Origin of the sequence: Polyangium jinanense, from assembly GCF_028435265.1 — a bacterium.
GTDB classification, from domain to species: Bacteria; Myxococcota_A; Polyangia; order Polyangiales; family Polyangiaceae; genus Polyangium; species Polyangium jinanense.
In genome coordinates this window covers 22,573-44,540 of the sequence record NZ_JAGTJK010000064.1, presented here as the reverse complement: position 1 = coordinate 44,540, position 21,968 = coordinate 22,573, and the positions used below count along the sequence as shown (strand labels likewise).

At 69.3% G+C, this 21,968-nt stretch carries 18 protein-coding genes; 12 read left to right on the top strand and 6 right to left on the bottom strand.

All coding sequences use genetic code 11. From position 1 onward, the window contains the following. Positions 1-360: 360 nt before the first annotated feature. The 4 genes from KEG38_RS48310 to KEG38_RS48295 all read left to right on the top strand — a co-directional run bounded on the left by KEG38_RS48310 (position 361) and on the right by KEG38_RS48295 (position 3,420). On the top strand, positions 361-1,023 hold the full coding sequence (locus KEG38_RS48310; protein ID WP_272427732.1) for a MotA/TolQ/ExbB proton channel family protein: 663 nt from the start codon (positions 361-363) through the stop codon (positions 1,021-1,023). 193 nt (positions 1,024-1,216) lie between these two features. Continuing rightward, positions 1,217-1,774 (top strand): biopolymer transporter ExbD, encoded by a 558-nt coding sequence (locus KEG38_RS48305; protein ID WP_272427731.1) that lies wholly within the window; start codon positions 1,217-1,219, stop codon positions 1,772-1,774. A gap of 15 nt (positions 1,775-1,789) precedes the next feature. Beyond that, entirely contained in the window at positions 1,790-2,377 is a 588-nt protein-coding gene (locus KEG38_RS48300; protein ID WP_272427730.1) for an ExbD/TolR family protein, read from the top strand. Positions 2,378-2,466: 89 nt separating this feature from the next. Continuing rightward, a complete protein-coding gene (locus KEG38_RS48295) occupies positions 2,467-3,420 on the top strand; it encodes a hypothetical protein (RefSeq protein WP_272427729.1) in 954 nt (317 codons plus the stop codon). Between the two features lie 11 nt (positions 3,421-3,431). On the opposite strand, the gene KEG38_RS48290 is transcribed toward KEG38_RS48295, so the two are convergent. Genes KEG38_RS48290 through KEG38_RS48275 form a run of 4 tightly spaced genes read right to left on the bottom strand, consistent with a single transcriptional unit; the run spans position 3,432 to position 6,910 of the window. Continuing rightward, positions 3,432-4,694, bottom strand: a complete 1,263-nt coding sequence (locus KEG38_RS48290; protein WP_272427728.1) for a DUF4147 domain-containing protein — start codon at positions 4,692-4,694, stop codon at positions 3,432-3,434. Further along, complete coding sequence (locus KEG38_RS48285) at positions 4,691-5,350, bottom strand: hypothetical protein (RefSeq protein WP_272427727.1); 660 nt, start codon at positions 5,348-5,350, stop codon at positions 4,691-4,693. The genes KEG38_RS48290 and KEG38_RS48285 overlap by 4 nt, the downstream gene beginning before the upstream one ends. After that, complete coding sequence (locus KEG38_RS48280) at positions 5,347-6,684, bottom strand: HD domain-containing protein (RefSeq protein WP_272427726.1); 1,338 nt, start codon at positions 6,682-6,684, stop codon at positions 5,347-5,349. Before KEG38_RS48280 ends, KEG38_RS48285 begins: the two co-directional genes overlap by 4 nt. After that, a complete protein-coding gene (locus tag KEG38_RS48275) occupies positions 6,671-6,910 on the bottom strand; it encodes a hypothetical protein (RefSeq protein ID WP_272427725.1) in 240 nt (79 codons plus the stop codon). The genes KEG38_RS48280 and KEG38_RS48275 overlap by 14 nt, the downstream gene beginning before the upstream one ends. Positions 6,911-6,987: 77 nt before the next feature. Between KEG38_RS48275 and KEG38_RS48270 the strand changes: the two genes are divergently transcribed. The 6 genes from KEG38_RS48270 (at position 6,988) to KEG38_RS48245 (ending at position 16,315) form a co-directional block, all read left to right on the top strand. Further along, positions 6,988-9,195: a hypothetical protein gene (locus tag KEG38_RS48270; protein ID WP_272427724.1), complete on the top strand. Its 2,208-nt coding sequence runs from the start codon at positions 6,988-6,990 to the stop codon at positions 9,193-9,195. A 106-nt stretch (positions 9,196-9,301) separates the two neighbouring features. After that, complete coding sequence (locus KEG38_RS48265; RefSeq protein WP_272427723.1) at positions 9,302-10,621, top strand: cation:proton antiporter; 1,320 nt, start codon at positions 9,302-9,304, stop codon at positions 10,619-10,621. Further along, complete coding sequence (locus tag KEG38_RS48260) at positions 10,618-11,988, top strand: cation:proton antiporter (RefSeq protein ID WP_272427722.1); 1,371 nt, start codon at positions 10,618-10,620, stop codon at positions 11,986-11,988. The genes KEG38_RS48265 and KEG38_RS48260 overlap by 4 nt, the downstream gene beginning before the upstream one ends. 66 nt (positions 11,989-12,054) lie before the next feature. Beyond that, positions 12,055-13,224, top strand: coding sequence for a TFIIB-type zinc ribbon-containing protein (locus KEG38_RS48255; RefSeq protein WP_272427721.1), 1,170 nt, complete (start codon positions 12,055-12,057; stop codon positions 13,222-13,224). A 71-nt stretch (positions 13,225-13,295) separates the two neighbouring features. Next, positions 13,296-14,714, top strand: coding sequence for a M16 family metallopeptidase (locus KEG38_RS48250; protein WP_272427720.1), 1,419 nt, complete (start codon positions 13,296-13,298; stop codon positions 14,712-14,714). Beyond that, complete coding sequence (locus KEG38_RS48245; RefSeq protein WP_272427719.1) at positions 14,711-16,315, top strand: M16 family metallopeptidase; 1,605 nt, start codon at positions 14,711-14,713, stop codon at positions 16,313-16,315. Before KEG38_RS48250 ends, KEG38_RS48245 begins: the two co-directional genes overlap by 4 nt. A 61-nt stretch (positions 16,316-16,376) precedes the next feature. Here KEG38_RS48245 and KEG38_RS48240 read toward each other — a convergent pair whose 3' ends face one another. Together KEG38_RS48240 and KEG38_RS48235 are read right to left on the bottom strand one after the other, a co-directional pair. Then, positions 16,377-16,988 (bottom strand): hypothetical protein, encoded by a 612-nt coding sequence (locus tag KEG38_RS48240; RefSeq protein ID WP_272427718.1) that lies wholly within the window; start codon positions 16,986-16,988, stop codon positions 16,377-16,379. Positions 16,989-17,040: 52 nt separating this feature from the next. After that, positions 17,041-18,450: a DUF6600 domain-containing protein gene (locus KEG38_RS48235; protein ID WP_272427717.1), complete on the bottom strand. Its 1,410-nt coding sequence runs from the start codon at positions 18,448-18,450 to the stop codon at positions 17,041-17,043. A 237-nt stretch (positions 18,451-18,687) separates the two neighbouring features. Between KEG38_RS48235 and KEG38_RS48230 the strand changes: the two genes are divergently transcribed. Both KEG38_RS48230 and KEG38_RS48225 read left to right on the top strand, forming a co-directional pair. Continuing rightward, the gene (locus KEG38_RS48230) at positions 18,688-20,253 is read left to right on the top strand and encodes an OmpA family protein (protein ID WP_272427716.1); all 1,566 of its coding nucleotides are present in this window, start codon (positions 18,688-18,690) and stop codon (positions 20,251-20,253) included. 4 nt (positions 20,254-20,257) lie between these two features. Continuing rightward, a complete protein-coding gene (locus KEG38_RS48225; RefSeq protein ID WP_272427715.1) occupies positions 20,258-21,964 on the top strand; it encodes a tetratricopeptide repeat protein in 1,707 nt (568 codons plus the stop codon). Positions 21,965-21,968: the final 4 nt, after the last annotated feature.

Here is a 21,968-nt window from a genome sequence, read left to right as displayed (position 1 = left end):
CCCGGATCACGCGAGACCGTGCGCGAACACGGGATCTCGAGATCCATCCGGGATCACCGCTTACGAAGAGACCCGAGACGGAACGAAGCCAAACACCCTACTTGCGTTGGGGCGCGCGGCTCGGCTAGCGTCCTGGTTCGCTTGGATGCCTTGGCCGAAGTCGCACCCTCCCCAGCGATGCAACGAAGCGGAATTCAACGCGGAGAGCAACGAGCGGGGCGCGGGGCGCGAGGCCGCGACGGCCAGCGCGATCGCACGAAGACCGTCGCAGTAACTGCCGCATTCGATCCGGAATGGCTTTCATGTAGAGTGCGACACCTCGGCCCGAGCGGACGCGAGGCAAGCTGGAGGACCTGACAAATGCACGCAGCGTACGAGCACTTCAAAGAAGGTGGATGGGGCATGTGGCCCATCTTGTTCTGGTCGATCCTCACGATCGGCATCATCGTGGAGCGCTCCATCTATCTGTTCGGCGCGTCGATCAACAAGGACGTCTTCCTCGCCACGATGCAGAAGTGCATCCTCGCGGGTGACGTGGCCAAGGCCGTCAAGATGTGCTCCGCCGCCAACGCGCCGCTCGCCCGCATCGTGCAGGCTGGCCTCGTGAAGGTGAACCGTCCGGACGAGGAAGTTCAGGCTGCGATGGACGAGGCCGCGCTCCGCGAGCTTCCGCGCCTCAGCAAGAACACCGCGTACCTCGGCCTCCTCGCGAACCTCGCGATGCTCTCGGGCCTCCTCGGCACCGTGACGGGTCTCATCATGGCATTCGGCTCCGTCTCCGGTGAGTCGATCGATCCGAGCCAGAAGGCGCGCGTTCTCGCGGCAGGCATCTCGGAGGCCATGAACTGCACGGCGTTCGGCCTCGCCGTCGCGATCATCGCCCTCATCGGCTTCGCCATTCTCAACGGCAAGACGCAGCACCTCGAGGACGACATCAACGAGGCGTCGGTCATGGTGCTGAACCTCGTCGTGACGAACCGCCAGAAGGTGAACGTCGCGGCCGTGGGCCAGGCGGCTGCCTGAAATCCACCTCCGGGGCGGCGCCTGCGCCCGCGCCGCCCCCGCCGTGATCTCGGGAGAAACTTTCACCCAGATCCGTTGTCGTACAAAGGGCAATGCCCTGCCCACGAGGGCGGGCAACGGTAGCGTGTAGGGGGCGCGTCATGCGTCCCCATCGCAGTACGCTCGCGAGAGCGAGCATCGCAGGAGGCAGCCCATGGGTGGCGTAGACGTAGGCAGCGAGGGCGGCAAAAAGAAGGCGACGAACGCGGAAATCAACATGGTCCCGTTCATCGACCTGTTGATGTGCACGATCGCGTTCCTCTTGATCACGGCTGTGTGGGTCACGAACTCGCGCATGAACGCGGACGCGCAGGTGCCTGGGCCGCCGAACCCCGACAAGGAACTCACGCCGCAGACGCCCGAGAAGGTGCTGAATCTGCACATCGGCGAGAGCGATTTCGCGCTCGTGTGGAAGCAGGGCGCGACCGTCGTGAGCGAGGTGCGTGTCCCCAAGCCGCCGCCGAGTGACAGCGCCGTGATCCGGTATTCGGACCTCGCGAAGAAGATCGAGGCCGAGTGGAACACCAACGGCAGCCATCGCGATCCGAGCGACAAGAAGCTCGATCAGGCGATCATGCACACCGACAACCGCACTCCTTTCAAGGAGATCGTCGCGGTGCTCGACGCGCTCTACGCGACGAAGCGCAAGGTGAAGCTTGAGGCTGGGGAGAAGGATCTCCCGGCCTTCAACATGACGTTCTCCGTCCGCTGAGCAAGGAGACCTGAGATGGGTGGCCACGCCAAACCTCCGGCGAAACATCACAACCCGCACGCCCACGTCATCCACCAGCCTGGCCGGCGGTTGATGCACCACATCCCGCTGAAGTTCGTGTGGAACAAGGTAGCGGGACACGGCAGGCGGAGCGGCAACGCCGCGCTGAACCTGGTCAGCTTCATCGACTTCTTGATCACCACCGTCATCTTCCTCCTGATGTCCTTCTCGGCGTCCGGTGAGATCACGGTCGACAAGAACGTCAAGCTGCCGAAGGCCGAAAACGTCGAGGACATCATCGACGCGCCGATGGTCGCCGTGAACGGCAACCAGATCCTCGTCGACGGCACGCTCGCCGGCTCGACGCGCGCGATCGAGGAGCTCGGCCGTATGCAGAAGATCGACGAGCTCTTCAACCTCCTGAAGAACAAGCGCGAGCTCTGGAAGCAGGTGCAGCCGAACAAGCCGTTCCCCGGCGTCTGCATCCTCCAGGTCGATCAGAACGTGCCCGCGATCGTCGTGAAGAGCGTCTTCCAGACCGCTGCGTTCGCCGGTTATCCGAACGTCAGCTTCATGGTCGCCAAGCTCCCCAAGAGCGGCTGAAAGCTACCCCCATGCCGCCCAGCGCGGATGAACGACCCCGCGGCCTGCCCTCGCTGATCCAGTCCAAGCAGGACCGCGGGGCAGGCCGTATGCGTTGGCCCGCCCCCAAGGTCTGGGCCTGGATCGGCCTCGTGATGGCCGTTACGGTCATCATCCAGTGGAAGTGGTCCCAAGGCCGCCTCGAGAGCGAACGAAGCGGCGTCCTCGCCAAACAACGCGCCGTCGTCGCCGAGCTCGGTCCCCGCTGGTTCCCCTTGCGTGACCGGATCGAGCGCTGGACGGTCGACCTCGCGAAAGACCCGGCCCCGGACGTCGTCGAGACGGAGATCCTCAAGGCCTGGAACTTCCGCGACAAACCCGGCATCTACCTCCGCCTCGACGCCGACCAGGCCACGAGCGCGGATGCCATCCGCAAAGCCGCGAACGATTCGTTGCGGGATGGTTTCACCGCCTGCCTGTTCACGGCGGAAAACAAGAACCAGCTCTCCGACAAGGAGTGCAAGCTCACCCGAGATTGCGCCTTCGGCGAGATCTGCAACGAGCTCGATCGCTGCGCGCCGCCCGCGCAACCCTACAACCTGCGCGTCGCGTACCGAGCGATGCGTATCCTCTCCGAGGACTGGGTGCGGGAGGCGCAGGAAGCATCGGGTGAGCTGAAGCTGCGCGCGCTCACGAGCTTTTTCGAGGACGCGGTCCGCGACGACATTCCGATCGCGGTCGATCTGCTCACCCGCGCGCAGTACTTCGCCGTCGTCCTCGACGAGACGCCGCCGAACTTCCAGGTCCCCGCGGGCATGTCGAAGTCCGAGGCCTTGCGCGCCGTGCCCCATGCGTCGCGCGTCGGCATCTGGCGGCTTTCGGACAACAAGCTCGTCCTCCGCATCCGCCGCTCGCCCGAGGTGGAGCTCAAGATGGCCGGCGCGCAGCTCGATGAGCGCGTCGTGAACGCCCAGAAGCGTCAGGCCTTGAGCTGCGCGCTCGCGAACACCGTTCGCGACGCGATGGGTGATGCCCAGGCGGGTGTCGTCCCTCCCACGCCGTAAGACGCGCCGCCTCAGTTTTCCGGAAAAACCCGCGCCAGGATGTGCAGATCCGTGAGGTTCTGCCCCGTCGGGCCCGTGTCGATCGCCGTGCCGAGGGCACGGTGGATCGGAGCGTCGTCGTAGCCGGCGAGGGCTGCGTCGATTCGTGTTGCATCGAAGTCACCCGCCGCGCCGGAGCTCACGACCGCGCCCGCGGCGGAGGAGCTTCCGTCGGTGCCGTCCGAGGCACCGCAGAGGAGCGCGACGCCCGGCGGGAGTTTTTTCAGGGCAGCCAGCGCGACCCAGCCCGCGCGTCCGCCACGTCCACGCACGGGCGGTAAGGCGAGCGTCGGCTCGCAGGCGACGACGATCGCGCTCCCCGGGGCGAGGGCCGCGGCCTGCGCGAGGCGTTTTTCCACCACATCACGCGCGTCGCCGCCTTCGGGTGGGTCGATCCGGACGGAAAAACCCCCAGCGGAAAGGTGTGCGGCGGCCACGCGGGCGAAGTCCTCGGGGCCGGCGAGCAGGTGAGCCTCGGTGCGCGTGGGAAAGGGTTGTTCCGTTGTGTCGTCGAGGTAAGGGGCGAGGCGCGCGGCGAGCTCTGCCGGCGCGTATCGGGCGAGCGCGGCGCGAGCTTCGGCCGCGGTCGTGGGATCCGGGACCGTGGGGCCGGAGCCGATGTCGTGGAGTGCGCCGCCGACGACGTCGGAGAGGGCGAGCGTCTGCACGAGCGCGGGCGCTGCCGCGGCAGCGAGGCGTCCGCCCTTGATGCGCGAGAGGTGGCGGCGGACGAGGTTCACGTCGTGGATGGGCGCGCCGCCTTCGAGGAGCGCGCGGACGACGCGGCGTTCGTCCTCGAGCTCGAGTCCGGGCGGAGGCAACACGAGGAGCGCGGAGCTGCCGCCCGAGATCAACGCGAGGACGAAATCCTTGGGGCCGAGGCCATCGACTTGCGCGAGGGCCGCATGGGCGGCTGCGACGCTGCGTTCGTCGGGGACAGGGTGCGCCGCGCGGAGGACGACGGGCGCGCTTCGGAGATCGAGTCCGCGAAAGTCGGTGGGCGCGCCGTCGACGGTCACGACGAGCGTGCCCTCGATGGAATCGCCCCAGCGGGAAAGGGCGCCTTGTGCCATCGCGGCGGCCGCTTTGCCCGCGGCGAAGAGCCGGACGCGCGCGCCCTCGGGAGGTCGCGGGGGCAAGGCCTCGGCGACGAGGCGCGCGGGGTCGAGCGCGGAAAGGCTTTCGAGGAAGACCTCGGCGAGGACGCGCCGCAGGGCCTCCTCGGCGGCGCTCATCGCACGAGCCGATCGGCCGCGTCCACGAGGTGAACGGGGACGATGTGGCGCCAGGCGAGCGTGACCGAGAGCAGCGCGCCCTGGTCGATCAGGCGGAAAGGACCCGCGTCGGTGAACGCGCTCGGCCGGATGCGGAGCGCGCCCCGCACACCGAGAATCGGCCCCGTGGCCGTGGCGAAAAATGGGATGCCGATCCCCATGGAGAACTCGAACCCCGGCTCGGCGCCAAACGTGCCTCCACGCGGTGCTTCCCAGAAGGCGCCCATGCCGAGGGCGAACGAGTCGAGGACGAGGTCGAGGCGCGCAGGACCACGCTCCAGGTTCGTCGCGAAGCGGCCGAGGAAGAGCGGCTCGAGCACCACGCCGGCCGCGATCGATCGCGTGACCGCCGGGCCGTCCGTGCCGAGGGCGTCCGTGTAGTGCACGTACAGGCCCGCGGACGAGAGGTACAGGAGGGACGCGTGCGCGGCGAGCGCGGGGCCTCCGCGGGCGAACGCGGCGCCGGCCCCGATGCGCATGTCGAGGTCGCCGTCGAGGCGCCCGTACACGCCGTCGGGCCCGTCGTCCTCGGCGCGCGCGGCCGCGGCCGAGCTTGCGAGCGCGAGCAGCACGGCGAGGCCCGCGCCGCGCGCCCAAGAGACGCGCGCGCGGCTCAACGGACGAACGCCTCCCGCATCGCGTCGCGCAGCTCCGGGGCGAAGATCAGCCGGCAGCGGGTGAGCGTCTCGTTGCGCAGACGATCGAGCAAGAACGAAACCTCCGACGGGGGACGGGGCCTGCCCTTCGGGAAGACCACGTGCAGCGAGTCGTCCTCGGCATACGGCGTGTCCGTCGCGACGTCGAGGCCCACGTAGAGGTCCGGATCGAGCCCCTGCTCCGCGGCGATCGCGCGCGCGGCGGCGAGCGCCTTCGTTCGCGCCTCCTCGTCGAGCGCGCCGAACGCGTGGCTCGTGGATCCCTCGTCCTCCCCTTGCGCCTCGGGCGATAGCTCGATCGTCTTGAAGAGCGAGCGCGCGCGGAGCCTCCGGCAGAGATCACTCAGCGTCGGGTCCTTCGCGTCCTCCCACGCGTGGATGGCGCCGAGCAGGACCTGGTCGTCGAGGTCGAGGTACTGCTCGAGCGTGGGTACGTCCCCGGCGGCGACGGCGGCGATCGCGGGTGGCAGGACGGGCAGGCGCGTGCCATCCACGACGAGCGCGAGGGCACGACGAAGGATCGCGCCGATCATCCACTCGGCCGCGCGCGTCGCTTTGTGAAAGTAGACCTGTTGGAACATGAAGTAGCGCGCGAGCAGGAACGACTCGATCGCGACGATGCCCTTCTGCCCGTCGATGGCGAGCGAGGGCGCGTGGTGGCCGGGTGGGCCGCTCGGCTCGCTGAAGCGGAGGCTGCGGAGCAGCCACGGCAGGTCGTAGTCGCCGTAGCGCACGCCTGTCGCGTGCGCGTCGCGCAGGAGGTAGTCGCAGCGATCGACGTCGAAGGTGCCGCTGACCGCGCGCGCAAGGTAGGGCAGCTCGTGCTTGCCTGCGACGAGATCGGCCACGCGTCGCGGCAGGCTCGGGTCGTCCTCGGCGAGGATCTGGTGCAGCTCGCATGCCGGGTCGAGCAGGATTCGGGCGGTCCATGTCTCGTGCTCAACGGCGCCTGGCATCGCAGCCTCGAACAGATGCGAGAGCGGCCCGTGCCCCACGTCGTGAAGCAGCGCCGCCGCGATGGCATCGCGCGCGCGTTCGCTCGTCACGCGTTGCCAGAACGGCAGCTCTCGATCGATCTGCCTGAGCCGCACGAGCAGAAGTTTCATCACGTGCGCGGCGCCGATCGCGTGCGAGAAGCGCGTGTGCTCCGCGCCCGGGTACGCGAGCGAGGTGAGCCCGAGCTGGCGGATACGCCGAAGCCGCTGCATCTCTCGTGCGCCGAGGAGTCGCGGCACGATCGAGTCTTCTTCACTTTCGAACGCGACGAGCCCATGCACCGGGTCACGCAGGATCACGCTTGTCCTCCAGGAATCCATCGTAGTCCCGCATCACTTGTCCGGCATCTCCTGCGCGCATCGGGAGTTCCCTGACGCCTTCGATCACGCTCAAAAAATTCCCGGAAAAACCCATGTCGAAATCCAGTCGTGGTAGCAGCGGAGCCCATGCGAGGCGCGCGAGATGCGCACGAAAACGGCGCGAAGACACGCAGAAATGCGCCGATTGGGGGGTGTCGGTGTTCACTTCGTCGTGTAGTGTCGTTCGTTGGACGTGAAGCGAGTTGACGCATCCGAAAACCCTCCTCCCATGTCGGTGATGTCATGACCTCCATCGGCGGACGACACGGCGAAGCCGCTCTGGAACCTGCACACGGTGCCTCGAAGGGACAACGCGCCTCGCGCGCTTTGGACCCCGAGCCCGCGTCCGACGAGACCGGAGGCGGATCGCCCCGCCGGCTCGATCACATCCTCCGCGCGCTCCCCGACTCCGAGCTCGCGGCGCTCATCCGGCGCCTCGGCATACGCATCGATACGCAGAAGCGCATCGACGCTCCATCGCAGGTCGCCCGCGCGCTCGTCGGCATCCCCGACGTGCGTGATCCGTCGCGCCTGCAGGCGTCGAGCCGGGAGCTCTTGCACCGGATCGCCGAGGCCGGCGGCGCGCTCGTCGTGCCGACGCTGCCCTCGGGGCTAGAGCCGCTCGTCGCGCGTGGCGTGGTGTACGCGCGCAAGATCGACGAAGGCATCGAGCTCGTCCTGCCAACCGCGTTCCTCGTGCAGCTCAAGTCCTGGGAGAGCGAGGACCCGCGCGCCCTCCGCGCGCTCCTCTCGCAGGCGTCCTTCGAAACGGTCAGCGCCGTGGCCGCGCACTACCTCGGCCGTCCGGCCACGCCGCCGATCGCGCTCTCGCTCGAAGCCGCATGGGAGACGCTCTGCGACACGGCGCGCTTGCAGTCGGAGGTCGAGCGGCTCGCGCCGGTCGAGCGTCGGTTGCTCGAAGCGATCGAGGCCGTCGGCGGTGAGGTCGACACGCAGGAGCTGCTCGACCTCGAGCGTGAGCCCATGCGCCTGCGCGGCGCCACGGGCATCACCGCCAGCCGGCGAGGCGCGGGCTTCGCGCTCGAGCGCCGCGCCTTCCTGATCCCGATCCACCCGAACCGCCACGTCATCCCGACCGAGATCGCGAACATCGTCGGCGCCGAGCGCCGCAAGGCCCGCGAGGCGCGCCGCGCGCAGATCCGATCGTTCGTCCTCGAAGAAGATCACGCGCCGCGCCGCGCCCGCTTCGCCCCCGACCCGGGCATGCTCGCGCTCGGCCTGGCGTACGCCGTGCGCGAGCCGGGGAGCGACGTTCGTCCTGGCGTGGGCACGCCTCGCTCGCTCCTCGTTCGTCTCGCCCAGCGCTTCGGCCGCGACGTGGAGATGGTCGCGCTCTCGGCTGCGGTCTCGCGCGCCATCGGTTTGTGGGAGCCGTCCGCCGCTTCCGCGGCCACGCCGCCGGGATCACTCGCCGTGCACGAGCTCGGCCGTGTCCTCTTCGACACGTGGCGCCGCGGCGGCGCGTGGGACGAAGCGCGCCCCGAGCGCGAGGTGTTACGTGCGGCCTCCGAGGGCCGCGAGTCGAGCCCGATCGGCGCGCTACGCGAGATGGTCATCGACGCGTTGCAAGAGCTCGGCGAAGGACGCTGGGTGCCGTGGGCCTCGCTCCGCGGCTACCTCGCCGCGGACGATCGCATCGGCGGCGTCGAGCGGCTCCTCCGCCGCTGGGGCGATCGCACCTCGAACGAGGCGCCCGAGGTCCTCGAGATCACCCGCCGTATCGCGCTCGAGTCCTTGCCGGCGCTCGGCATCATCGACCTCGGCGGCGACGATCTCGACGACGGTCCCGCCTTGCGCCTCACGCCGCGCGGCCGCGCCATGCTCGCGGGCACCTCGCCGAGCTTCGATCCGTCCCCGAGCCATTTCGTCGAGACGCAGATCCTCCAGATCGCCCCCTCGGCGCGGATCGCGCACGTGCTCGCGCTCGTCCCGTTCGCCGAGATCACGCGTATCGGCGACAAGGTCGACCTCCTCCTCGCGCCCTCGTCGATCGCGCGCGCCCTCTCCGCGGGGCTCGAGAGCGACGCGCTGCGCGCGCGGATCGAGGCCGTCGCGAAGCTCCCCGAGGGCATCTCGCAGATGCTCATCCAGGCGAGCGTGGTGATCGGCCGCGCGAGCTTCGTCCCGGCCGCGGGCTTCTTGTGGGTCGAGGACGCGGAGATCCGCGAGCTCTTGCGCACGCGGCGCCCGGCTTCCGAGCTCTTCATCGATCCGTCCCCGCCATCTGGTTTGCTCCTCGCGCCCGACGTTGATCTCGAGCGCCTCGTACGACGCTGTCGCGCGCTCGGCGTCGAGGTCGAGTGCGACGGCAACCTCCTGCGCGCGCGCTCCGTCACGCCGATGCCTTCGAGTCAGGAGGCGCCGTCGCGCGCGCCTTCGACGAGCCGCGGTCGATCACGGACGCCGGCGCCGCGCACCACGCGCTCCTGACGGAGGATCACGCACGCCCGGAAAGGCGTGCGTGGTCGTGAGGCGCGGCGCGCAGCCGTGCTTTCCGGGAGGCATGACGGCCGATCTGGCTGATACTCCAACGCCCATGCCCCCCGATCGGCTGCGAATCGTCATCGGCCTCGCGAGCGCGCTCGGGCTCGCCGTGCTCCTCGCGCAGCCGAAGGTGAAGGCGCTCGAGCAGCGCTTCGGCGTCACCGTCCTCATCTCCGCGGGCGTGCCGTTCCTTGCGATGGGCGCAGTCTTCTCGCTCGACAGCGTGGGCATCTTGACGCCGCAGGTCCTCATCGACCTCAAGCCCGCGTTCGAGTTTGGCCTCGGCTGGGTCGGGTTCATCGTGGGCTTGCACTTCGACGTGCGCAAACTCGACGCGCTGCCTGCGTCGCTCGGCCCCGTCATCGTGCTCGAGTCCGTCGTCCCGATGCTCACGACCGCGGGCTTCTGCGCCATGGCGCTGCTCGGCATGGGTGTGCCGTGGGAGCGAAACGCCTTCGCGCGTGACGCCCTCGTGCTCGCGGCCTGCGCCGCGCCGAGCGCGCCGATCAGCATGGAGCTCTGGGAGCGCCGCGTCGGCCGCAAGGCCGCGCGCATGATCGACGAGATCACGAGCCTCGACGAGGTCACGGGCCTCGCGCTCCTCGGCGTCGTTGCGATCCTCTTCCGCCCGGAGAACGACACGACACGCTGGGTCTTGCCGGCGTCGGCGTGGCTCCTCCTGACGCTCGGCCTCGGCGGCGTGCTCGGCATCCTCACGTACGTCCTCCTGCGCGGCGCGCGCAACGCGGCCGAGGAGCTCACGCTCCTGCTCGGCGCGGTCGCGCTCTCCGCGGGCGTCGCGGGCTACCTCGCGCTCAGCGTCCCCGTCGTCTGCGCGATCGCGGGCGCCTTGCTCGCGAACCTCCCGATCCGCGATCTCGAAGGTTTGAAGAAGACGCTCCTCGACGTCGAGCGCCCGATCTACCTGATCTTCCTTCTCGTCGTCGGCGCGACGTGGCGGCCGCTCGAGTGGCAGGGCTGGCTCCTCGCGACCGCGTTCGTCCTCGCGCGCGTCGCGGGCAAACGCCTCGGCGCGATCTGGTCGAAGCGCGTGGGCCCGAAGGAGCTGCCGAGCGCGCGCATGCTGGCGCTCGCGCTCGCGCCGCAGAGCCCGAGCGCCATCGTCCTCATGGTCAGCGCGGCGACGCTGTACCACGGCTACGGCCCCGAGCGCGTCCGCTGGGCCATCAACGCCGTGATCATCGGCGGCGTGCTCACCGAGGTCGTGGTGCGGATGCTCGAGTGGCGGCGCCGGCGCACCGGCGTGGATCTCACCCCGATCCCGCCCACCCGCGTGCAGGCCCCGGAGGCGCCGAGGCCCCAGGTTGACGAAGCTCCGGTCATCACGACGACCCCGGAGGGCAGCGCGTGATCCGCGCAGCGCTCGTCCTCGCGCTCGTCGCCGGCATCTCCTTCGCCGCGCGCTCCTTCTTGCCCGCCGACGCCACGATCACGGGCTCGGGCGCGGCGCTCGCGTTTGGCTTTTTGCTGATCGCGGCGATGCAGACGGGGCACATCTTCCACGATCTCCGTTTGCCGCACCTCACGGGCTTCATCCTTTGCGGCGCGATCTTCGGCCCCGAGGTGCTCCGCCTCATCACGCCGTCGATGCTCGGCGACCTCACGCTGGTGAAGAAGGTCGCGGTCGGGCTCATCGCACTGAACGCCGGATGCGAGCTCAACTTCGCGCGCCTCCGCCCGAAGATCCGCAGCATCGGCCTCGTTTCGATCTTCGGCCTCCTCACCGAGTTCGTCCTTCTCTTCGGCCTCTTCGCGTTCGTCCTCAAGCGCATTGACTTCACCGCGGACATGACCTCGGCGCAGCGCCTCGCGGTCGCGCTCATCTGCGCCACCGTCCTCTGCGCGCTTTCGCCGGCCGTCGTGATGGGCATCCTCAAGGAGACGCGCGCGGTCGGCCCGCTCAGCGAGATGTGCCTCTCGATCGTGGTGCTCGCGGATCTCGCGGTCGTCATCGCCTTCTCGTTCACCGAGTCCGTGGCGCGCGCCGTGTTCCCGCCCGAGGCTGCGGCAAGCGGCGCGGGCGGGCACTCGATTTTCGGCGCCCTCGCGGTGCACATCTTCGGCTCCATCGCGACCGGCATTGCCGTCGGCCTCATCTCGGCGCTCTACATTCGCCGTGTGGGCCAGCGCATCGGCCTCTTCGTTTTCGCCGTCCTCTTCGTCGTCGCCGAGATCGGCGGCGCCCTGCACCTCGACCCGCTGCTCGTTGGCCTCTCCGCGGGCCTCTTCCTGGAGAACATCAGCCCCGTCAGCGGCCACGAAGTCATCCACGAGACCGAGGTCGCGGCGATGCCCACCTTTGCTGTCTTCTTCGCGGTCGTCGGCGCCGAGGTACACCTGCACGCCTTCTTCACGGTCGCGCCCTATGCGGCCATGGCGGCGCTCACCCGCGCGGCGGGCATCTACGCCGGCGCGCGCTTCGGCGCTCGCGTCGCGAAGGTCGATCCCGAGGTCGCGGCCCGCATCCCCTTCGGCATGTTCCCGCAGGCCGGCGTCGCGATCGGCCTCGCGAACCTCGTCGCGAACTCGTTCAAGCCGTGGGGCCAGGCCGCATCCACGCTCATCCTCGGCACGATCGTCATCAACGAGATGCTCGGCCCCGTCCTCTTCCGCATCGCCCTCGCGCGCGCGGGTGAGATCAGCAAGAAGCGTGAAGCAAGCCTCCTCGATCTGCCCTCGCACGCCCCCACGCCTGAGGCCGACGTCGAGGCCACGTGACGCGAAGCTCGCGCGCGTGGCCTTTGCGCCGGGCTTCCCTGTAACATCGCCGCCGGAGGACGAGAGGTGACGAGCGCATTCGATCCGGGGCCTTCGGGCGACACGTTCCCGTGCGGCCAGTGCGGCGCGAAGCTCGGCTACGACGCCGGCGCGCAGGCCATGAAGTGCCCTTATTGCGGCTTTCAGCAGGCCATCCCGCAGGCGACCGGGGGCCTCGTCCGCGAGATCCCGATCGAAGAGGGCATGCGCCTCGCCGCGCGTGGCTACGGCACGCCGGTCGCGCAGGTGAGCTGCCGCGAGTGCGGCGCGACGGTCAACGTCCCGCCGGGCGAGCAGACCGCGACGTGCACGTTTTGCCGCTCCCACCAGGTCCTCGCGCAGGAGTCCGCGGGCACGGCGATCCGGCCCGAGTCCGTCGTCCCTTTCAAGGTCGACAAGAACAACGCGAACCATCGCTTCGAAGAGTGGCTCGGCTCGCTCTGGTTCCGCCCGAACGACCTCAAGAAGATGGCCAAGGTCGAGGGGTTTGCCGGCGTGTACGTCCCTTACTGGACGTTCGACGCGCGCGTCGACTCCTCGTGGACCGCCGAGGCCGGCTACCATTATTACGAGACCGAAACGTACACGGACGAGCAGGGCAACCGTCAGACGCGGCAGGTGCAGAAGACGCGCTGGGAGCCGGCGCGTGGCCGTCGCACCGACGCCTTCGACGACGTGATCGTGTGCGCCTCGAAGGGCCTTCCCGAGAACCTCGGGGATGACTTCCGCACCTTCAACACGCGCGAGCTCACGCCCTACCGACCCGAGTTCCTCGCCGGCTGGCGCGCCGAGTCCTACGCGATCGATCTCATGCCCGCGTGGCAAACGGGGCAAACCATCATGGCCTCCACCCAGCGGAGCCGCTGCGGGAGCGACGTTCCGGGCGACGAGCACAGGAACCTGCACGTCGACAACCACTTCTCGTACGTGACCTTCAAGCACGTGCTCTTGCCCGTGTGGATCGCGGCCTATCGGTACCAGGACAAGCCCTACCAGTTCCTCGTGAACGGACAGACCGGCGAGGTGATCGGCAAGGCGCCGTATTCGTTCTGGAAGATCTTCTTCTTCGTTCTCTTCCTGGTCGCCCTCGTCGTGGGCATCGCCGTCGTCGTGAAGGGCCAGAAGAGCGGTTCGTCGTCGGACGAGCGCACGCCGGCGACCTCGCCCGCGAAGGCCCCCTCGCGAAGCCGTCGCTAGGTTCTTCTCTCCGCACCTCTGGCCGCGCTCGCCGCTTGCAATCGCGGGCCGACGGGGCACGCTCTCCGGCCATGCGATCGATCCGTCCGCCCCTTCGAAAGCGCCGCGCGCGAGCCGCGGTGCTCCTCGCCTCTGCGCTCGCGTTCGCCGCGCCGCTCGCTTCGCCCTCGTTCGTCGCGACTGCTCGTGCCGAGCAGAAGGCCGAGATCAAGGTCCCGTTCGAGAAGTACACGCTGCCGAACGGCCTCACGGTGATCCTGCACGAGGATCACGCGCTGCCGCTCGTCGTGGTGAACACGATGGTGAAGGTGGGCTCGCGCTTCGAGGAGCCGAAGCGCACGGGCTTCGCGCACCTCTTCGAGCACCTCATGTTCATGGGCACGCGCCGCGCGCCGCCCAAGATGTTCGACACGTGGATGGAGTCCGAGGGCGGCTGGAACAACGCGTGGACCAGCGAGGACCGCACGGACTACTTCGACGTCGGCCCTGCGCACACGCTGAAGCTCTTGCTCTGGCTCGAGGCCGATCGCTTCTCCTCGCTCGCCGACGAGATGACGAAGGAAAAACTCGACGTCCAGCGCGAGGTCGTGCGCAACGAGCGACGCCAGCGCACGGAGAACGAGCCTTACGGCAAGGTCGAGTTGCGCCTCCCCGAGCTGCTCTTCCCCGCGGATCATCCCTACCACCACCCGGTGATCGGCTCGCACGAGGACCTGCAGGCCGCGACCGTGGACGACGTGAAGGGCTTCTTCAAGCGCTGGTACGTTCCGAACAACGCCTCGCTCGTGGTCGCGGGGGACTTCTCGCCGGCCGAGATCAAGCCGGTCATCGAGAAGTGGTTCGGCTCGATCCCGTCCTCGCCCGTGCCCGCGGCGCCCCCGGCGAAGCCCGTGAAGCTCGACAAGGTCGTGCGCGACACGCTCACGGACAAGGTGGAGCTCGGCAAGGTCGTGATGGCGTGGCACAGCCCCGCGCGGTACGCGCCCGGCGACGCGGAGCTCGACCTGCTCAGCGTAATCCTCACCGACGGCAAGGCGAGCCGGCTCTACAAGGCGCTCGTCTACGACAAGGCGATCGCGCAGGAGGTCTCGGCCTACCAAGCGTCCGGAGATCTCGGCTCGTACTTCCTCGTCGAGGCCATCGCGCGCCCCGGCGTGACCCTCGCCCAGCTCGAAGCCGCGATCGACGAGGAGATGAAGAAGATCACGAACGAGGCCGTGAGCGCGGCGGAGATCGCGCGCGCAAAAAACCAGTTCGAGACGAGCTTCGTCTCGCGGCTGCAGTCGGTCACCGCGCGCGCTTCCATGCTGAACCAGTACGAGACGTACGTCGGGGATCCGGGCTTCGCCGAGAAGGATCTCGCGCGCTACCGCGGCGTCACGCCGGAGTCGCTCCAGCGAATCGTGAAGAGCCACCTCGACCCGAACGGCCGCGTGATCATCCACGTGGAGCCCGAAAAGAAGACGAACGGCGCCGGAGGTGCCCCGTGAGGTTTGCCAAGAAGTCGGCCTTGCTCTCGCTCGCCGCGGTGACGGCGCTCGCCGCGTGCGGCGCCGAGCCGCAGGTTCAGCCGGCCGATCCGACGACGAAGGAAACGACCCCGCCCGTCGCCGAGACGAAGCCAGCGGCATCCGCGGTGGACCTGCTCGGCCCGAAGCCGGAGCTTCCGCCGAGCCGTCCGTTCACACCTCCCGCCGTCGAGACGTTCACGACCAAGAACGGCCTCTCGGTCTGGCTCGTGGAGAAACACGGCTTGCCGCTCGTGTCGGCGGTGCTCGTCGTGCGCGGCGGGTCCTCGGCCGATCCGGCGAACCAGCCCGGCCTGATGCACATCACGACCGACATGCTCGACGAGGGCGCCGGCAAGCGCAGCGCCGTCGAGGTGTCGAGCGGCATCAACGACCTCGGCGCGACGCTCGCGCTCGGCACGAGCGCCGACGCGAGCGTCGTTTCGCTCACGGTGCTGAAGAACAACTTCAACGCGGCGTTCGGCATCTTCTCCGATGTCGTCGCGCGGCCGCACTTCGACGCGAAGGAGTGGAAGCGCGTCTCGGAGCTCTGGCAGAACAACCTGAAGAAGCGGTCCGACGAGCCGATGAGCGTCTCGCGCGTGATCAACGCCGCGGTGCTCTTCGGCCCGGACACGCCCTACGGCCACCCCGCCGATGGCTCGCTCGAAGCGGCGGCGAAGCTCGATCTGCCCACCGTGAAGCGCTTCTACACGGAGAGCTTCCGCCCCGATCGCGCGGTGCTCGTCGTGGCCGGCGACATCTCCCGCAAGGAGGTGACGGACATCGTCGACGCGCAGCTCGGCGCCTGGAAAGCGCCGCCCGCGAAAGCCGCGCCGAAGCAGGCGGACTTCCCGGGCCCGCGCGCTGCTTCGGCGCGCCCGAAGCTCGTGCTCGTCGATCGGCCCGGCGCCCCGCAGTCCGTCATCGCGGTCGTGCGCGATGGCGTGGCCGCGAACGATCCCACGCTGCCGCGGCTCGAGCTCATCAACACGGCGCTCGGCGGCTCGTTCACGTCGCGGCTCAACATGAACCTGCGCGAGGAGCATCACTGGGCGTACGGCGCGGGCTCGACGTTCCAGGAGAGCCGCAACAAGGGCGGGTTCTGGGCCATCGCCTCGGTCGAGACGCCCGCGACGGGCGTCGCGTTGAAGGAGATGCTGAGCGAGCTGACGAAGATGGCGGCTTCCGGGCCGACGGCGGAGGAGCTGGAGAAGGCGAAGGCGCAGGATCGCGCCGACCTCATGCAGACCTACGAGACCGTGAGCGGCACGGCGCGCAGGCTCGCGACACTGGCGCGGCTCGGGCTCTCGCCGTCGCACGACAGCGAGGCGACCCGCGCGCGGCAGAGCGCGACGCTCACGGAGGTCACGGCGCTCGCGAAGACGCACGTGGATCCGGCGTCGGCGACGGTGATCGTGGTGGGCCCGCGCGATGCGGTCGGCCCGCAACTCGCGACGCTCAGCCTCGGCGAACCCGAGCTCTGGGATCCGGAGGGCAAGCCGGCGAATGCGGCGGCGAAGCCCGCGGACAAACCGGCCGCGAAGGCCGCGGACAAGCCGGCACCGAAGAAGGGCAAGTAGAAGGCGCTGGGTGGGGAGAGGAAAGGCCCGGTCGACGTGGTGTCGGCCGGGCCTTTTTCGTTCACGGCACGGTCGGGACGAAGTCGACCGGGCTTGTCGGGGCGCCGTTGTGCAGGACGCCGTTGCCGAACCAGTACACGAAGCGCGGCTGCGGCACGCCGTCGATGAGGACTTCGAGGCGGAGGATCGCGCCGGGCGTCGTGCTGATCTCGAGCGCGTCGTAGTCCACGCCCGTATCGACGTGCAGATCGACCGTCCCCGCGGCTTCATTGATGTTCACGTGGTCGGCGCCTTCGAGATCGTCCGTCGTGATGGCGTCGATCGTCGAGCTCGTGTCGACCGACATGAAGATGTCCATCGGGCAAACCGCGCCGGAGAAGCTCGTGTCGCAGGTCGTCCAGACCCGGTACACGCCGCTCGAGTAGTACTCGACGAACACCCCCACGCCGTCGCCCGGGACCGCGTCGAGCTGGACATCGGTCTCGATGCTCATCTCCATCGGCACCTCCGAGGGCCGCGGGCCGTCGTCGATGATCACCGTATCGTCATCGTCGTCGTCGACGATGATGCATCCCGTCGTGGTGCTCCCCAGGCCGACGCAGGCGACGAGCCCGAGAACGGCCGGCCACACCGTCAGTGAACCAAGCTTCACGTTGCGTAGAAAAGAAGGCATCGGGCGTGCTCCTGTTCGGCGGTTTCGCAAGAGACGGGCCAAGATCAGCGGGTTACCGCCCTCGCCGCGGCGACGGCGAGAACGAACGCGACGGCGACGACGACGAACGCGACGGCGACGACGAACGCGAGGGCGAGATCGAAGGTCGCGAGGGCGAGGCCGAGGGCCGCGACGGCGAGACCGAGGGACGCGAGGGCGAGACCGACGGCCGCGACGGCGAGGCCGAGGGACGCGACTCGGTCGACGGGCGCGACTCGGTCGCTGGCCGCGAGGGCTTCGGCGAGGAGGCGGCCGGCCTCGACGGCGCGACCGCGGGGCGCGAGGGCGAGGCGCTCGGCGTGGACACCTCGGGGCGGCTGCCACGCACGTCACGCGGGCTGACCTCGCCGCGCGGGCTGCGATCGACCTGCACGCCACGACCCTCGGCATGCGCGCCGTTGGCCCTGGAAACGGACGGCGCGGCGACGAGCCCGCGCGACGGGGCCGGCATCGTCTTCGCCTGCGCCGTCGTGCTGCGGCGCGAATAAGCGACCGCGCGCGCATCGGGCGCCGAGCGTTTTTCCGGGGCAGCCCCGGAGGGGATCTTCGCCTCGGCGAGCGTGGGCGAGGCCGGGCGATACGACGAACGCGCGTTTGCGCCGCCGCCACCGCCGCCCGCCGTGGGTTGGGCCGGGCGATACGGGCGCGAATGCGCGCCGATGCGGCGAACGACGTCACGATCCCGCACGACGTACGTGTGCACGTGGCGGTGGAAGACGTAGCTCGACGGGCAGAACACGAACGCCGACGACGGCGTCACCCACACGTTCACCGCGGAGCCGCCGAACCAGTACCAGGTCGGCGCCATCGGAGCCCAGCCGACGTAGCCATAATCCGTCATGCGCCACGTGACCCACGCGGGCGCATACACGCGGCCCGGGATCCAGCCCCAGCCGCGACCGCCGATCCAGGTCCAGCGACCGTAATGGAACGGGATGTAGCCCCAGTCGTAATCGCTGACCCACATCCAGTTGCTGTCGGCGTCGAGCTCCCAGTGGCCCGCGGTCTGATACGGCGCGAAGTCCGATCCGACGACGCTCGCGCTCGGCACCCAGACCGTGCCGTACGTGCCATCGTCGACCCACGTGCCGTAGGCCGCGAGCGGCTCGCGGAAATCGTTGAGCGCGGCCGGATCCGTGTCGACGTATTCGTCGGCCGACACCGACACGCTGACCTGCGCGTCCACGGCTTGCGTGGGCTGGAAGCCAGCGGCATTCGGGGCGGTGTTCTCCTCGGGCGCGTCGCTCGTCCAGCCCTGGGGCAGGCCCGCGGGTGTATCCGCTTGGACTGCCAGAGGTGTGAACGAAAGTGCTGCCGCGAGGAGCGACAGCGCGACAGAAGTGAAGCGACGCCCTGGCAAGGCGGGCCGGGGCGCGGGGCGATCGTTGCTGGGCGACGTCTCGGCAAAGCGCATGGCGTTCATGATGATGGGACCTCGTCGAAGCAGTTGCCAGAGCGGAAGCGCTCGTCGCTACGGTCTTGCAAACGTCGTTCCGCGCCGTGATCCCTTGGACGGGCGAGGGGCGGGATCGTTGCTGCGCCTCGTGATCTCGGCCCGCGGGGCGCTCAGAGGTCGGGGCGCGAACCTGCCTGCGCAGGATCTTCGTTCCGATGCAGGTCCCAGTTCCAACGGCCCCTGCAGTGCATGTAAGGTGGCCCCGTGCGTGCACGGCAAGGATGGGCAGGGCTTTTCGCGTTCGCGATGGGCTTTTCCCTCGCGGGCGCTTCATCGGCCCAGGAAAACAAGGCCCGTCTCGACGAGGGCATCCGCATCGACCAGCTCCAGCCGGCCTCGCCGGAGAGCCCCTTCCTTCGTGCGCTCGGACCTCACGAGAAGGGCCCGAACACCATCGAGTTCGCGTTCGGCCTGTCGTTCGACTACGGCATGGGGCTGCTCAAGGCCGTCACCGTCGATGGGCAAGGCGGCGAGAACGTCGCGGCGACGCCCGTCAAAAACGCGCTGCTCGCGCACGTCGGCGGCTCGATCACGCCGCTGCCCTGGCTCACCGTCGACCTCGCGCTCCCCGTCGCGCTCTTCATCAACGGCGACGAGCCGTTCGACAAGTACGGCGTCCTCATCCGTCAGTCCGAGACGTTCGGCGTCGGAGATCTCCGTGCAGGTCTCCATTTCCGTCCGGTCGACACGAAGGCCTTCACGTTCGTCGCGGGCGCACGGTTCTGGGCGCCTGTCGGGTCAACGGCGTCGTTCCTCTCGGACAAGAGGCTTCGCGCCGAGGTGGATCTCGGCATTGCGAGCGAGAAGGACCGGCTGCGGTGGGGTTGCACGGCGTTCGTGTCGCCCCTGTTCTTCATCGATGTCGCCGGCTCCGACGGCGAGCGGATCGCGCTCGCGTGCGCCGCGCAGTTCCGCGCCGCGTCGTTTCTGTGGGTCGGGCTCGAGCCGAGCTTCGCGATGTTCAACCAGACCCACGCGTCCGTGGACGCGGGCAAGGATCCTCCGAGCTCGATCGATCTGCAGATCGAGCCGCTCGCATCGGTGCGCATGGCGTTCGGCGGGATGCAGATCGGTGTGAGCGGCGGGCCCGGGTTCGGCGGCGCCGCGGGCGCGCCGGGCTTCCGCGGGGTCCTGAGCCTCGCGTACGTCGGCGGGGGACGGCCCAAGCCGGTCGCGCCCAAGGGGCCGCCGGATGGCGACCTCGACAAGATCCCCGACGCCGAAGACGCCTGCCCTGCCGAGGCGGGGCCCGAGAACGCGGATCCGAAGAAGCGCGGCTGTCCGTCGAGCGACAAGGACGGCGACAACATCATCGACGAAGAGGACGCTTGCCCGCAGAGCCCGGGCGTCAAGCACGCGAGCGCCGAGGCGAACGGTTGTCCGGACGTCGACAACGATCAGCTCCCGGAGCCCGTGGACAAGTGCCCCGTGGAGCCGGGGCCGGCGCCCGAGGGCTGCCCGAAGTACGCGCGGCTCAAGGGAGAATCGTTCGAGATCAAACCGCCGATCAAGTTCAGCACGGGCGATCAGCTCACGCCCGAGGGGCAAGCGGCGCTCGAGGAGATCGCGGCGACGATGCGCGCGAACCCGAAGATCGAGCAGGTCAGCGTCTCGCTCGGCACGAAGGGCGTGAGCGCGGACCTCAGCGATCGGCGGGCGCAGGCGATCATCTTCGTGCTGCGGTCGGGTAGCCTCGACTCGAACCGCTACGAGCTCGTCCTGCGCGACGATCTGCGTGCGGGTACCGTTCAGGCGCGCATCATCAAGTAGGACCATGACCCGAGCGAAGGCAGCTCTGTCCCGCGGCGCGCTCGCGCTCGTCGCGGCGGCTGCCTTCTTCGGGCATGCGCGCGCGATCGGCGCGGGCTTCGTCTTCGATGATCGCGGCGCGATCCAGGAGAACCCGGTCGTGCAGGGCGACCTCGATCTCGGGGCGCTCTTCGGCTCGGATTTCTGGGGGCGTCCGCCGGGCGAGGGGCCGGGGACGTGGCGGCCGCTCGTCGTGCTCTCGTTCTGGCTGAACAAGCACATCACGGGCGGGTTTCACGAGACGAACCTCCTCTTGCACGCGGCGACGTCGGTGGTGCTCGCGCTCGCGCTTTCGCGGCACACGGGGCGGACGACGTTCGCCGTCGTCGCGGCGATGGTGTTCGGCGTGCTCGGCGTCAACACGGAGGCCGTGGTGGGGCTCGTGGGGCGCGCGGACGTGATGGCGGCAGGGCTAGGGTGGCTCGCGTGGTTCGTCGCGGGGCGCGCGGACGAGCCAGAGGAGCCTCGGAGCAGCCTGTGGGCGGCGCTCGCGTTTGCGGGGGCGCTCGCCTCCAAGGAGTCCGCGATCGTCTTTCCGCTGTTTCTTTTCCTGGCCGATCGGCTCCTCGCGCCGCCGGGGCGCGCGCCACGGATCCTTTCGGCGCGGTACGGTTCTCTCGTCGCCGCGGCGGTCCTCGTGATCGCGTTGCGCACCGTGGCCTTCGCGTCGCCGCTCGCCGCGGTTTCTCGCGAGCTCCAGGCAAACCCGCTGCTCGCCGAGGGATGGGGGCCGCGGATCTTTACCTCGCTGCGGCTGTTTGCCATGGCGCTCGGCAAGATCGTCCTGCCCGTGGGTTTGTCGGCGGACTACTCGTACGCCGCGATCCTGCCCGAGCACAGCCCGTTCGCGCTGCCTGTCCTCGTCGGGGCGCTCGTGCTCGTGGGACTCGTCGTGCTTTCGATCCGCCTGCGCCGGCGAGAGCCGCTCTTCGCGCTCGCGGCCGTGATGGTGCTCGTGCCGTGGATCGTCATGAGTCAGCTCCCCTTCGTGCTGCCGACGATCTTCGCCGAGCGGCTGCTTTATCTGCCGGCCGCGGGCTTCGCGCTCATGGTTGCGCGGATCGGCGAGTGGATGCTGGAGCGAACGCCGGGGGGGCTCGTTTTCCCCGCAGCATCCGCGGGGAAGGGGAAGAAGCGCGCGGCGCAGAAGCGGCCGAAGGTGGAGCCGGCGAACCTGCGCTCGTTCGTGCTCGTGCTCGGCCCCGTGATGCTCGCCAATCTGGCGCTCGCGTGGAGCCGCGCCGCGGACTGGGAGAACGATCGGACGCTGTTCGCGTCGGCGATGGAGGTCGTGCCGAGGTCGGCGCGGGCGCATCACAACTACGGCTCGGCGCTGCTCAACGAGGGCAAGTCCGCCGCGTCGATCGCGTCGTTCGAGCGTGCCGTCGAGATCCTCCCGACGTGGTCCGAGCCGCACGCGCAGCTCGGGGTGGCGATGCTCGACACGGGGCGCGTGCGCGAGGCGGAAGAGCACTTCCGCAAGGCCGTGGAGCTCGATCCGGACTCGACGAAGGCCGTCTTCAACCTCTCGGTTTTCCTCGCCCGGCAAGGCCGACTCGAAGAGGTGCGGGCGAACCTCGCGCCCTTCGTCGAGCGTCACCCGAACCGCGCCCGCGAGGCCGCGCTACTCCGTCAAATCGAGGCGGATCTGCGTTCCCCGCAGCGCCCCTGACGCT